General features: G+C 34.7%; 9 protein-coding genes. 4 read left to right on the top strand and 5 right to left on the bottom strand.

The genetic code is table 11. From position 1 onward, the window contains the following. Positions 1 to 113: 113 nt before the first annotated feature. Complete coding sequence (gene rpsA / locus BBI01_RS06050) at positions 114 to 1,904, bottom strand: 30S ribosomal protein S1 (RefSeq protein ID WP_065393775.1); 1,791 nt, start codon at positions 1,902 to 1,904, stop codon at positions 114 to 116. 515 nt (positions 1,905 to 2,419) lie between these two features. Here rpsA and BBI01_RS06045 point away from each other — a divergent pair. Next, a complete protein-coding gene (locus BBI01_RS06045) occupies positions 2,420 to 3,727 on the top strand; it encodes a DEAD/DEAH box helicase (RefSeq protein ID WP_065393774.1) in 1,308 nt (435 codons plus the stop codon). A gap of 101 nt (positions 3,728 to 3,828) precedes the next feature. On the opposite strand, the gene BBI01_RS06040 is transcribed toward BBI01_RS06045, so the two are convergent. Then, entirely contained in the window at positions 3,829 to 4,722 is an 894-nt protein-coding gene (locus tag BBI01_RS06040) for an SMP-30/gluconolactonase/LRE family protein (protein ID WP_065393773.1), read from the bottom strand. A 257-nt stretch (positions 4,723 to 4,979) separates the two neighbouring features. Here BBI01_RS06040 and ccoG point away from each other — a divergent pair, with 257 nt between their 5' ends. Continuing rightward, complete coding sequence (gene ccoG / locus BBI01_RS06035; protein ID WP_065393772.1) at positions 4,980 to 6,422, top strand: cytochrome c oxidase accessory protein CcoG; 1,443 nt, start codon at positions 4,980 to 4,982, stop codon at positions 6,420 to 6,422. 38 nt (positions 6,423 to 6,460) lie between these two features. Here ccoG and BBI01_RS06030 read toward each other — a convergent pair whose 3' ends face one another. Both BBI01_RS06030 and BBI01_RS06025 read right to left on the bottom strand, forming a co-directional pair. Next, on the bottom strand, positions 6,461 to 7,342 hold the full coding sequence (locus BBI01_RS06030) for an AraC family transcriptional regulator (protein ID WP_065393771.1): 882 nt from the start codon (positions 7,340 to 7,342) through the stop codon (positions 6,461 to 6,463). A gap of 127 nt (positions 7,343 to 7,469) precedes the next feature. Then, positions 7,470 to 10,157 (bottom strand): reprolysin-like metallopeptidase, encoded by a 2,688-nt coding sequence (locus BBI01_RS06025; protein ID WP_065393770.1) that lies wholly within the window; start codon positions 10,155 to 10,157, stop codon positions 7,470 to 7,472. A 179-nt stretch (positions 10,158 to 10,336) separates the two neighbouring features. On the opposite strand from BBI01_RS06025, the gene BBI01_RS06020 reads away from it, so the two are divergent. Beyond that, complete coding sequence (locus BBI01_RS06020) at positions 10,337 to 10,678, top strand: MerR family transcriptional regulator (RefSeq protein WP_065393769.1); 342 nt, start codon at positions 10,337 to 10,339, stop codon at positions 10,676 to 10,678. A gap of 279 nt (positions 10,679 to 10,957) precedes the next feature. Then, positions 10,958 to 12,238 (top strand): ComEA family DNA-binding protein, encoded by a 1,281-nt coding sequence (locus BBI01_RS06015; RefSeq protein ID WP_065393768.1) that lies wholly within the window; start codon positions 10,958 to 10,960, stop codon positions 12,236 to 12,238. Between the two features lie 78 nt (positions 12,239 to 12,316). On the opposite strand, the gene BBI01_RS06010 is transcribed toward BBI01_RS06015, so the two are convergent. Further along, entirely contained in the window at positions 12,317 to 13,540 is a 1,224-nt protein-coding gene (locus tag BBI01_RS06010) for a YncE family protein (protein ID WP_065393767.1), read from the bottom strand. Positions 13,541 to 13,580: the final 40 nt, after the last annotated feature.

The following is a 13,580-nucleotide window of genomic DNA, read 5'->3' as shown; positions in this document are numbered from 1 at the left end:
ACCAAACACCACCGTCTAAATATTCACTGAACAGAAAAGAGTAAGACATTAACGTTTTAGAAACAAAAAAGCCGCTCAAATGAGCGGCTCAATATTTATAAATGGTTTAAGGATTATTTACCTTCTTCCATTTTTCTTTTCAACTCTGCTAATGCATCGATGTCTCCAAGAGTAGATCTTTCTTCGTTGTTTGAAGAAGAAGATACGTTTCTAGAAGAAGATTCTTTAACGTTTTTCTTTTCTTCGTCTCTGAAGATCCCTGTGTGAGAAACTACAACTCTCTTGAATTCTTTGTTGAATTCAATTACTTTGAATTGAGCATCTTCACCTTTCTTGATTTTAGATCCATCTTCTTTCTCTAATAATCTTGAAGGACAGAAAGCTTCAACCTCAGCATCTTCGAATTGTACAGAAGCTCCTTTATCGTGAACTTCTACAGCTTTACCAGCGTGGATAGTTCCTTCAGCATATTTAGTTTCGAATTTATCCCATGGGTTCTCAGTCAATTGCTTGTGACCTAGAGATAATCTTCTAGCTTGGATATCTAATTCAAGAACTACAACATCTAATTTATCACCTACTGCACAGAACTCAGATGGGTGCTTGATTTTCTTAGTCCAAGAAAGATCAGAGATGTAGATTAATCCGTCGATACCTTCTTCTAACTCTACAAATACACCAAAGTTAGTGAAGTTTCTTACAGTTCCTACATGCTGAGATCCTACTGGATACTTAGCTTCGATGTTTTCCCATGGATCTTTAGATAATTGCTTGATACCAAGAGAAATTTTTCTTTCTTCTCTGTCTAAAGTTAATACTTCAGCTTCAACTTCATCACCTACTTTTACGAAATCTCCAGCAGATCTTAAGTGAGTAGACCAAGACATTTCAGAAACGTGGATTAATCCTTCAACACCTGGAGCGATTTCTACGAATGCACCATAGTCAGCAAGAACTACTACTTTTCCTTTTACTTTGTCTCCAACTTTTAAGTCAGCAGAAAGAGCATCCCAAGGATGAGCTTCTAATTGCTTCATACCTAATTGGATTCTTGTTTTCTCATCATCGAAATCAAGGATTACAACTTTTACAGTTTGTCCGTCCTCAAGGATTTCAGACGGGTGGTTCACTCTAGACCAAGAAAGGTCTGTAATGTGGATCAATCCATCTACACCACCTAAGTCAATGAATACACCGTAAGAAGTGATGTTCTTAACAGTTCCTTCAAGAACTTGTCCTTTTTCAAGTTGAGCGATGATTTCTTTTTTCTGACCTTCGATATCTGCTTCGATCAATGCTTTGTGAGATACAACTACGTTTTTGAACTCAGGGTTGATTTTCACAACTTTGAACTCCATAGTTTTTCCTACGAACTGATCGTAATCTTTAATTGGCTTAACGTCAATTTGAGAACCTGGTAAGAATGCTTCGATTCCGTGAACGTCAACGATCATACCACCTTTAGTTCTAGACTTAACAAAACCGTTAACGATTTCTCCAGTTTCGTGAAGTTCGTTTACTTTATCCCAAGCTTTAAGCGTTCTAGCTTTTCTGTGAGATAACTGTAACTGACCAGTTTTGTCTTCTCTCTTGTCAACCATTACTTCTACCTCATCACCTACACTTAGACCTTGGTTGTAACGGAATTCGTTAAGAGAAATAACACCTTCAGACTTGAAGTTGATATCTACGATAGCTTCTTTATCTGTTAATCTTACAACTTTACCAATTAGAACGTCGTTATCGTCTAAGTTGTTTAATGATCCGTTGTAGATCTCTTCTAAATCGCTTTTCTCTTTTCTAGCATCAGCATCAAGACCAGATTCGAAAGAATCCCAGTCAAATTGTTCAGGTGCTACGTTTTGGTTTAATAATAATTCTGCTGAATTTGTCTCTTTTGACATAATTCTAAATAAATTTGTATTCCTTCTCTTTCAACGGTCTTAACAAATGTGATTGAAAAATACGGAAGTTATTAATATATAATATTTTACTTTCTTAGACCTTTAGCACAAAAAGTGGGTGCAAAGATACGTTTTTTATTTGAGATAAACAATAGTTTTGCATTTACCCATCAATCCATTAAAGAATTGGTTATCAATAGTATTTACTGATAACCCTACAAGAAAACGCTTTGCGGTATGCTGAAAGGCTTAGACTCTGCTCAGCCTGACAATGTATAAATCAACAGCATAGTATTAGAGTTGTCATGTTGAGCGGAGTCGAAGCATCTCATTTAAAGAAATCCGTTATAAAAAGTTGAGAATCTTTCCCTTCGCTACGCTTCTTTCAGAATGACAGCCCCAAAAATTCAAAGCAGAGTAATAATTTATATTCACTCTCAAACTCTTCAATTCTCCCACTCTCAAACCCTAAAACCATTCGACTCTCAAACCCTAAAATTCACTACCTTTGCAGCATGGAACTACAATCAATTTATCAAAAACTGCAGATTCAGGATATGAATCAGATGCAGAAATCTACTTATAAAGCTTCTGAAAACAATACAGATATTGTACTGCTCTCTCCTACCGGTTCAGGGAAAACACTTGCTTTTTTATTTCCGGTTCTCAGAAATCTGAAAAAGGATATTCAGGGAGTTCAGGCATTGATATTAGTTCCTGCACGAGAATTGGCGTTACAGATTGAGCAGGTTTTCAAATCGATGGGAACCGATTTTAAGGTATCTGTTTGCTATGGCGGTCATGATAAAAAGATTGAGGTTAATAATTTGATTGAAGCTCCGGCTGTTTTAATTGGAACTCCAGGAAGGGTTACTTATCACGTAAGGAATAATAATTTTGATCCTAAAACAGTTAAGACATTGGTTCTTGATGAGTTTGATAAAGCTTTGGAGCTAGGTTTCCATGATGATATGGAGTTTATCTGTAATTCTTTAAAAGGACTTTCTCAAAGAGTTTTAACGTCTGCAACTGCGATGGATGAAATTCCTGCATTCACAGGGTTGAAAGATGAAAAAATCATTAGCTTTCTTAAAGAAAATGATGTAAAACCAGATATTCAACTGAGAAAGGTAATGACTATTCCCGAAGAAAAACTGGATACGCTTTTCAATCTTGTCTGTAAAATAGGAAACAAAAGAACATTGATCTTCTGTAATCACCGCGATGCCGTTGATCGTATTTCTGAGCTTCTTCATCAGATGGGAATTGACAGAGAAACATTCCATGGTGGTATGGAGCAGGATGAAAGGGAGCGTGCTTTACTGAAATTCAGAAATGATTCGGCAAGAATCCTTATTACAACTGACCTTGCAGCTCGTGGATTGGATGTTCCGGAAGTAGAATCTATTATTCATTATCAATTGCCTCCAAAAGAGGATGCTTTTATTCACAGAAACGGACGTACTGCAAGAATGAATGCTAAAGGTTTTGTTTATCTGATCATGAATGAAGATGATAATTTTCCCTTCATCAAGAATGATACTCCTGAAGAAAGTGTTGCAGGATTTACTAAGGTTCCGCAAAAAACGCCTTTCCAGACCATTTACATTAGTGCAGGAAAAAAAGATAAAGTCAATAAAGTTGATATCGTAGGTTATTTACTAAAAAAAGGAGAACTACAAAAAGAAGATGTAGGAATCATTGAAGTAAAAGATACTACATCTTACGTTGCTGTTGCAAGAAATAAAGTGAATGCTCTTTTGAGAAAACTTCAGAATGAAAAACTGAAAGGAAAAAAAGTGAAAATGGAAGTAGCTTATTAAACCTGATTAAAAATAACATTAACTCCTTAAAAATCTATGTACCTATGTGGTAAAAATAACCACATAGATACATAGGTTATATTTTAAAAATATCTTATAGTTTATTTTATTCCTCTTACTTTCATCGGAAAAGTATACACCGATTTTGAAGCGGTAATGAATAGAACATCATTATTTTCTCCTCCAAAAGTTACATTGGATGTCCATTTTTCAGGAATAGAAATATGATAAATCTTTTTTCCTTCACGGTTAAAAACATGTACTCCGTCTCCGGTTAAATAAAGGTTTCCGTGTTTATCCAGAGTCATTCCGTCTGAACCCATTTCACAAAATAGTTTTTTCTCAGATAGTTTTCCTTCGTCTAAAATATCATACACATAAGTTTTACCGGCATCAATATCCGAAACGTAGAGTTTTTTTAGTATTTCACTTCCTACAATTCCGTTGGGCTGAGTAAAGGTATCCAACTTGCTGATCTTTCCTTCTTTATTCCTATAGTAAAGGCTTTTATTAGGGATTTCCTGTTTGAAGTTTGTCCAGTAGTCTCTTTCATACAATGGATCGGTAAAATACATTCCTCCAAAAGTATCATTCCAGACATCATTAGGACCATTCAATCTTTTTCCTTCAAAATTGTTAAATAAAACATCAATTTTTTTGTCTTTTGAAATCTTCCACATTTCCCCGTTATCATCTGAACAGGTAATCAGAAAACCGTCCTTATCAAAGTGAGTACCGTTGGCTCTTCCTGTTTTATCTAAAAATTCTATGATCTGATTGGTTTTCCAGTCCCAATAATAAATTTTATCATTAGGCTGATCCGTAAAGTAGACGTTCCCTTCCTGATCTGCAGACGGACCTTCTGTAAAGCTAAATTTATCCGAAACCATTTTCGGTTTTACTCCTTCATAAAACATTTTACTGGTATTTACTGATTGGCAGTTTACCAATGCTAAAACCAAACCAATCATTCCTATTTTACAGATATTCTTCATTCTTCATTTTTAAGCCTGCAATTTACGATATGCTTATCGGTTTAAAAAATATTTTCTCATTTTGGTTTATTATCAATATTAAAACACAATGTCCTAATTGTACTATTTTTGAAGTAGATCATATTAGTAGTTCAATGATATAATTCGGAGCTTTGCAGTAACAGAATCAATAAGTTTTTTTCAAACAAAAAACGGATGAAAAAACAAGATTGATCAGGATGAAAAATATTACCAAAATACTTTTATAGCATACGACAATGAGCGCAGAGTCCAACAACATCAAATCTTTGGAAATTGAAAATGAAGAGTTTAGAAACTCCGTGGGGACAATGGATGAAACCGGTAAAAGAAAATGGGTGTTCCCCAGAAAACCCAAAGGAAAATATACCAATTACAGAAATTATACCAGCTATGCTTTACTTGCTTTATTCTTCGGATTGCCTTTTGTAAAGATTAACAACAATCCTTTCTTCCTCTTTAATGTTATTGATAGAAAGTTCTTTATTCTTGGTCAGCCTTTCTACCTTCAGGACTTTTTTATTCTTGCATTGGGAGCAGTTACTTCCGTTATTTTCGTGATGCTGTTCACGGTGGTTTTCGGAAGAATATTCTGTGGCTGGCTTTGTCCGCAAACTTTATTTATGGAAATGGTTTTCCGTAAAATAGAATATTGGATCGAAGGAGACAGAAACAAGCAGATGAAGCTTGACAGACAGGATTGGGATTCTGAAAAAATAAGAAAAAGAGTAACAAAGTGGACTGTATTTCTTTTGATTTCAATGGTCATTTCTACCTTCATGTTTATGTACATTGTAGGCTATGAGCAGGTTTTCCAAATTATGCTTGAAGGTCCGTCTGAGCATCCTTTAAAGTTTATTACGATGATCTTTTTTACCTTGACATTTTATTTTGTTTTTGCGTGGCTTCGTGAGCAGGTATGTACTTTGGTTTGCCCTTATGGAAGACTTCAGGGGGTTTTAATAGATAAACAGACTATCAACGTATATTATGATTTTAAAAGAGGTGAAGGTCGTTCAAAATGGAGAAATAATGAGGACAGAAAAGCGACAGGAAAAGGAGATTGTATTGATTGTAACCAATGCGTGGTAGTCTGCCCTACGGGGATTGATATCAGAAACGGGCAGCAATTGGAATGTGTGAACTGTACCGCATGTATTGATGCCTGTGATGAGATCATGGATAAGGTAGGTCTTCCAAAAGGATTGATTCGTTATGCTACGGAGTCTGAAATTGAAAATAGCGAAAAGTTCAAGTTTACTTCAAGAATGAAGGCTACGACAGTTATTTTAGCTTTGTTAGTAGGATTCCTTGGATTCTTAATGTATGAGCGTGGTTCCATGGAGGCTAAATTCATCAAACCAGCGGGTTCTACATTCTTCATTAAAGAAGGTAAAATCAATAATACTTTTATCTATACTCTATTGAATAAATCTAATGAGAAAAAGGTACTGACCATAAAAGTGATCACTCCTGAAAATGCTGAAATCACTTATTTTGGGGCTGAAAAAATTATTTTAAAAGGAGATCAAATCTTGAAAGGAAACATCAATATCTCATTCCCGGAAGATAAAATAAAATTCTCAAAACAAAATATGACGATTGGAGTTTTTGATGAAGACGGGAAGCTGGTAGATTCTTTCGAGACAACTTTTGAAGGACCATTTAAGCTGGCATTATAAGAATAACTAATCAATAACCATAAAAACTTTGAATTAAATTAAGCCTTATATTTCCTCATAAACTGAGTAGGAGTCATTCCGGAGCTTTTTCGGAAGACTCTTACAAAGTAGGAATATTCTTCGTACCCTAACCTGAAAGCAATTTCAACCAAACTTTCATCAAGGTACATCAGCATTCTTTTGGCTTCCAATACTACTCGTTCGGTGATTACTTCTGTAGCTGTCTTCTGAACTATAGTCTGTACAATACGATTGAGATGTTTAGATGAAATTCCTAACAGATTTGCGTAATAAGCAATTGATTTCTGTTCTGTAAAATGCTGTTCAACAAGACTTTCAAAATCCTGATAGTGCTTAAAGTATGAAAGCCCGGCAGAAGAAGCCTGAATATCAAAATCTTTTGTAAATAAACGGGTTGCATTAATAAAAACCTGAGACATCAATGACAAGATAAAGCCATCTTTCATAATCTCTTTTTGCTCATGTTCTTTTCCAAGCTCCTGAAATAAATGAATATTTTTTTGTAATTCCTCGGTATCCAACTGAAGCTTTCTAGGAAATGACACAGATCCGAAAAAAGGAAAATTTCGAAGCTTCTGATTCACATAATGCATTTCATAATACTCTTGTGAGCAGAAGAAAATATATCCGTCTATATCTCCTGATAGTTCCCAGCTATGAATCTGCCCTGGTGAAAGAAAGAAAAGACTGCCTTCTGAAACTTCATATTTTTGAAAATCGATCTCATGAATTCCTATTCCTTTGGTAAATAGAACGGCTGCATAAAAATCATGTCTATGTGGCTTTTCTATATGTTTATGTCCTACTACCAAGTGGTTTTTCATCGTATTAAAATAAAAATCTGAGGGATTTTTACCCGTCTGAAAAAGATCGATATTAAGAACTGAAATGAAATTCATCACTTATATTGTATAAGAAAAATTGATAACAATCTATAAAAGTACTATAAATAATACCACGCGACAAGTTGAGTTATAAAAAAGGACCGACATAAATGCCAGTCCCTTTATAAAATATTTATCGATTTTACTTGATAATCAATTTGGTATTATATATTCCTTTTTGAGAATTAATGCTAATTACATACACTCCTTTAGGTACTTTTACATTAAATTCTTTGGTGTTATTGCCTTCGCTTTTATACGATGAAGAATAAATCAATCTTCCACTAGCATCAAGCATTGTCACTTTTATATTTCCTTTTATATTTTGAGATTTGATAAAGAAATTTCCATCACTTGGATTAGGATAGATTTTAATATCATCAGCTAAAGGTGAAGCGGCATCTTTAGTTCCTAAACTTTGGGTTTCCTGTGTACACACTTCAAGAGACCAGCCGTTAATGCTTCCGGTAGTTCCTTTGACATTATCTGTAGCATATAAATTCCAAACTCCCTGAGCAGAATGTCCTTTGAATACATTTAAAGGTTCATTAGATTTTACTTCTCCCTGAACAGGTGAAGTTGGATTAGCATTTGTACATCCTACTGCATTTCCCGCATCACTGAAACCTGCTGTAATACCCGATGATCCTGCACATTGTCTATTCCAAAGCAAAGCAGAAGTTCCCACCGGGCTTTCAATACCTATTGCTACCTGAATTAAATTCGAATGAGTTACATTTGGTGTTACTTTAATCTTAGTAATAGTTCCATTATTATTTACTGTTAAAGGAATATTTACTCTTGGCGCTGAAATTCCATTACCTCCAGGTCCATCAGGAATTGCAACTGTGCCTGCATTATAAGTATAAGTAGTACATGTTTCACCTGTCACGGAATAATCAATAACAAAGCTTGGACTTACTGTATAATAAATATTTCCTACTGCTTCTATCATTATAAACGCATTGGCAGAAGTAGATCCTGCAGGAATTGTCACTTGTTCTGAACCATCGTTTGGTGTGTTAGCTGCAAGTGTCGTAAATGTCTGTCCTCCGTCTGTAGATAATTTAATATTAACATTTGCGGTATTGATAGGTGCCTGATTGGTATTCGCCACATCCCAGGTTACATTAAATGCACTTCCTGAGCTTGCGGATTGCCCAAATGAAGGCGTAGTTATCTGGAAAGGTCCCGCTGTTGCGTTTACAGTTACCATCATATCATCATTATTGGTTTGTGGAGCCAATGGATTGTTATTTCTTACCGTTAATCTGAAGTTTAGGTTTCTTCCTACACTTGAAACAGATTCCCAACGGGTAGATAAAGCTCCTGCCAATACTTTATTAAATTCAGGGAAATATCTTACTGGTGTACTTTTGGGAGAAACAGATCTGAAGTTAGGTCCCGATGGCTTTGTTGGATAAGCAAGTGAATTTAGATCCGTTTGAGAACTAGGAGCATTATCCATTTGCTCCCAAACATAAGTGTATGATGAACTGTTGGTATCACCCGTTGTTCCTTTTAATACATATGGAGTAGATTTTGGAATAATATAATCTGAACCTGCATTTACCATAGGGGCTGCAACTCCAAACGGCGTAGTTACACCACAACTTATATTGCTTATTCTGTTCTTTATTTCCGTTAAATTATAAGTATGATAATAGTCATTAGAATTATATTGAATATCATATACTTCGCCCATAATCCCTGTATAAGCCATAATAGTACTTCCACCTCCAGGTTCCATTTCCGAAGATCCGTTACCGTCTAAATAATAGGAGAATGTATGATTTGCTCCCATTTGATGCCCCATTTCATGAGCTACGTAGTCAATATCGAATTTATCACCTTCCGGAAAATTATGGGCTGTCCAGCCTCTTCCTGGTCTACTTCCACATAAAGCATCAAGATATGCTGCTCCATTACCGTTTTTCTTATCCAAAAGATGCCCCATATCGAAATTGGATGCAGGAATAACAGAAGTTATGCCTGTATTAGCCTGATCCGGACCTGCGTTTGTGTAAGGATCTGAAGCTGCATCTAAAAATATAACAGCATCGTTATTAGCAATTAGATTAAAATGAAGAGATAATTCTTTCTCAAAAACACCATTTAACCTTGTTAAAGTGGCATTCATAGCAGAAAGAACGACTGCTTTTTTCTGAGCATCAGGTGCTGTTACCGGAGTTCCTGCGGCTGTTAAATGATATTGTGCATATTCTCCCGTACAGGAAAGAGCCATTCTGAAAACATTAAAACCTGCTGTTCTTCTATTTGTTTCGCCTGCGCTTTTTTTTTCAGCAGCGCTTTTTTCTATATGATCAATGGTAGAACACTCAAATGGTTCTTTATCCTGTCCGCGTTTTGCATTAGAATCAAAAACTGCATAAACGGTTCTGTCTTCAGTATAAGGTTCAATAAATTCTGATATTCCTGAACGGGTAATCATTGAAGAAAATCCTACAGGAGACATACTGAATCTCAGATAAACAGTAGGGTCTTCTATACTGGTTCCAACATAGGATTTAATATCCGGAAACTTAGCCTGTAATTCCGGCGCCATATTTGAAAATTCCCAAACCTGAAACTTTTCTAATTTCCCTTTAGCTGTAGGAAGAGAAACAATAGCTCCTTTTTCATTTGAAAAACGTTGAGGTGCATTTTTCAATGCCTGCTTAAGTTCATCAGTATTTAAAGAGTAAAGCCCTGAAAATTCTAGATTTTCTTGTGATTTTTTTACTTTTTGAGATTTAATCTCAGTTCTGGTCCACTGTGAGTATCCTAAAAAAGGAACCAGAAATGTTAAAATATAGAAATAACGTTTCATATCATTATAGCTTTTTGAATTTCACGAAATTACACAAAAAAAGCATTTAAGAGTTATTTTTTCACACAATAAAGAATAAAAAATTCATGATAACACTACTAAACCCTATAAATTCTTTGAAAAATATATTTGGATGAAACTTTAAAAAATTTTTATCTTTGAAGTTTAGGAGCCGTAAAATGAAAATAAACTTACCTGATAAACTGTATTATTCTATAGGAGAAGTCGCTAAAGCATTCGATGTAAACACTTCATTAATACGTTATTGGGAACAGGAATTCCCTATTATCAAGCCTAAAAAAAATAAAAAAGGGAACCGATATTTCACTCCGGAAGACATTAAAAACCTCCAGATGATTTATCATTTGGTAAAAGAAAAAGGTTATACTTTGGACGGTGCACGTGTTGCTTTAACCACAAACAGCAAAATTTCAGAAACAATTACCATTATTGACCGTCTTGAATTTGTAAAAGCTGAACTTTTAAAACTAAAAGAGTCTTTAGGAGATAGTCCTGAATAATTCATCTGCTTTATCATTCTTAGCTACCACTTTTTATTCAATATACGTTGATATTGGATAAACGTGTTATATGCCAAACTTTTGATTAAACAATTATTTAAAATAGTATTTTTTTATCGAAAATTCTAAGTCATAATAAATACAACAGATTTAAATATTCCTATAAAAAATTCGCAAACGATTTAATTTAGAAGCTATTAATGCATATTATACATATTAAACTTAATCATTTAACCGTTTGATATTGCCCTACTTTGTTTTTATCAATATGTTTACTGCATGATGAGAAAAAGCTATTACCAGAAACTGGCATTAATGGTTATTGTACTGACTATTTTATTAGCCTTTCAAAAATACACCAGCAGAAACAGGGAGCCTTTTCCTGACGTAAAGTTTATTGCGTCTTCCGCATCTGTTAATCTATCAGATTTTGATCCCAATATTTTAGACAGAGATCAATGGCAAAAGCTTGGTTTTTCTGAAAAGCAGGTCTCTACTATCCTCAAATATAAAGACATCGTAGGTGGAAATTTCACATCAAAGGAACAATTGAAAAAATGTTATGCTATTTCCGAAGAAAAATTTGAAGAACTTGAATCTTTTATTTTGCTTCCCAAAACTAGTGATAAAAGTAAATCCAAAGAATTTAACACGTTTGCCAAAAAAGAAATCAATATCTCTGGAAAATTTAATCCTGATAGACTTTCTTCTGGAGATTGGATAAAGATGGGTTTCAGTGAAAGACAATCCGAGGCTATTTTAAAATATAAAAATTATTTGGGTGGAAGTTTTGTGAGTAAAGAGAAATTCAAGGAATGCTTTATAATTTCTCCCGAAAACTATAGTAAACTGGAACCTTATTTGATTTTACCTGCAAAGACACCAGAAAACTTCAGATCTTTTGCTTCCAATTATCCTGAAAAGGCAAAAATACAATATCATATTTTTGATCCCAATATCTTGAACGTCGACGGTTGGAAAGCTTTCGGCTTCTCAGATAAACAAGCCAATATTATTGTCAATTACCGAGACAGAAATCTCCGTGGAAGCTTTAAAAATCTGGAAGATATACAAAAGTGTTTTGTCATTTCTGCTGAGAAGTTTCAGGAGCTAAAACCTTATATAAAACTTAATCCTATCACGATAAAACAAGAAGAAATCAGACAGGAAAAAACTGACTTCTCAAAAACTGACCTCAATACAATTACATTTAAACAGCTTATAGAGTTTGGTTTGGATGAAAGAAGTGCCAGTTCTATTATTGGTTTCAGGAGAAAGCTGGGAGGTTTTATGAATAAGGAACAGATATTAAGCACCTACAATATCGACAAAGAGCTGGTGCAAAAGTTACTTTCTATAGCACCTCTTAACAATTCTAATGTTCCCAAATATACCTTAACAGATGCTCCTGAAGAATGGTTAAAGGATCATCCTTATTTCAAATATTCTGCTGATAAAATTATATTCTACCGTACGACCTATCCAGATGATAAGAAAATATGGAAGTTTCTAAAACTGAAGCCTGAATATGAAGAAAGAATGAAATTATACTTAAAATAGCTTTATATAAAAACTTCCCAAAACAGTAAGTATTTCCTATTTTGGGAAATTATTCATTTGAAATATTAAGTTTATAGTTTAGTGGTGCATATAACTACTGGGACCATTGGTTCCTTCTATTGATTCAGGTAGTATTCCATATTTGCCACGTAAATCAACTGTACCCAGGGTTTTTCCGGACTCGATTTCAATAACGCTAATGGTTCCGGAATTTAAATTAGGAATATTCAGGAGATTATTCTGTACTGCTACGACCTCTTTTCCTTTTTTTGTTTTAAAGAAAACCATATGATGCGCCCCTTTATCTGCTGTAAGGGTTTTTATAAGCTTTAATTGGGGAAGATTACTGATGTCAAAGACCAGAACCTTTCCCGGATCGGCAAAGCTTACATACAACCTGTTGTTATCATCAATATACATTTCGAGAGTCCAGCCTAATCCTTGTGTACTGCCATCAAATATTTTAGAAAAAGCATCATATTTCTTTGTTACAACATTGTATGGAGCAATCCAGATATCACCCCCAAGCATTGTTGTCGCAAGAGCATACTGTGGAAATTTGCCACGAAGCAATAACACTTCTACAGGGCTTGACATATCTGTTGGTGAATCTGCAATCTGATAGGTTTCTTTTAACTCGTAAGTGTTCAAATCCAGTAAGGTGCATGTGTTTCCAAAACCACTGGTAAGATCCGGATGAATAGTTGAAGTCACCATCATCAATCCTTTTTCTTCATTTACAGAAATACCATGCGGATACATAATAAACTTGTTAGGATTGTCCTGAATTGGAGCTTTGATGGTTTTTATAAGCTGATTATTGCTCGCATTAAAAACACCTACACTTCCGTCTCTTAGACCACCTGCTCCCCCCATAAAAGTCATAAAAAATCTTCCGTCGCTGGTGAAAAATAAATTTTCGCCTACCGTATTCTCTCCCGTATCGATAGGCGTTGCGCTTACTAATTTCGGTTGTCCGATTTTATCTTTTTCTGCTTTTACTTCATAGAGATAACTGCCTCCTAAAGCTGTTGTATATAGCTTATTTGCATTTTGGTTATAATAGATATGATGTGGGAGTACACCAATGCCTAATTCAAGCTTACTACTAATATTTCCAAAATCTGGAGCTTCAGGATCTAGCTCTATGACAGCCATTCCATCTGATTGTCCTGTCAGGCTTCTATAATCAATAAAAAAAGCTGTATCGTGTGGAATTTCCGGGTGATTATCATGCTGACAATTAGAAAATATCATCAGAATAATGATAAACAAGGGAACTAGGTTAAATTTTAATTTCATGGTTTTCAATTGTTTAGTTGTTTATATAAATATAACACTA

The organism is Chryseobacterium artocarpi, from assembly GCF_001684975.1.
GTDB classification, from domain to species: Bacteria; Bacteroidota; Bacteroidia; order Flavobacteriales; family Weeksellaceae; genus Chryseobacterium; species Chryseobacterium artocarpi.
Note: the sequence above shows the minus strand (reverse complement) of the source record. Positions and strands in the feature narration are given on the sequence as shown.

Coding starts and splice junctions, on each gene's coding strand:
- BBI01_RS06015 (WP_065393768.1), top strand. CDS start 10,958: ATGATGAGAAAAAGCTATTACCAGAAACTGGCATTAATGGTTATTGTA.
- BBI01_RS06025 (WP_065393770.1), bottom strand. CDS start 10,157: ATGAAACGTTATTTCTATATTTTAACATTTCTGGTTCCTTTTTTAGGA.
- rpsA (WP_065393775.1), bottom strand. CDS start 1,904: ATGTCAAAAGAGACAAATTCAGCAGAATTATTATTAAACCAAAACGTA.
- BBI01_RS06010 (WP_065393767.1), bottom strand. CDS start 13,540: ATGAAATTAAAATTTAACCTAGTTCCCTTGTTTATCATTATTCTGATG.
- BBI01_RS06045 (WP_065393774.1), top strand. CDS start 2,420: ATGGAACTACAATCAATTTATCAAAAACTGCAGATTCAGGATATGAAT.
- BBI01_RS06040 (WP_065393773.1), bottom strand. CDS start 4,722: ATGAAGAATATCTGTAAAATAGGAATGATTGGTTTGGTTTTAGCATTG.
- BBI01_RS06030 (WP_065393771.1), bottom strand. CDS start 7,342: ATGAATTTCATTTCAGTTCTTAATATCGATCTTTTTCAGACGGGTAAA.
- BBI01_RS06020 (WP_065393769.1), top strand. CDS start 10,337: ATGAAAATAAACTTACCTGATAAACTGTATTATTCTATAGGAGAAGTC.
- ccoG (WP_065393772.1), top strand. CDS start 4,980: ATGAGCGCAGAGTCCAACAACATCAAATCTTTGGAAATTGAAAATGAA.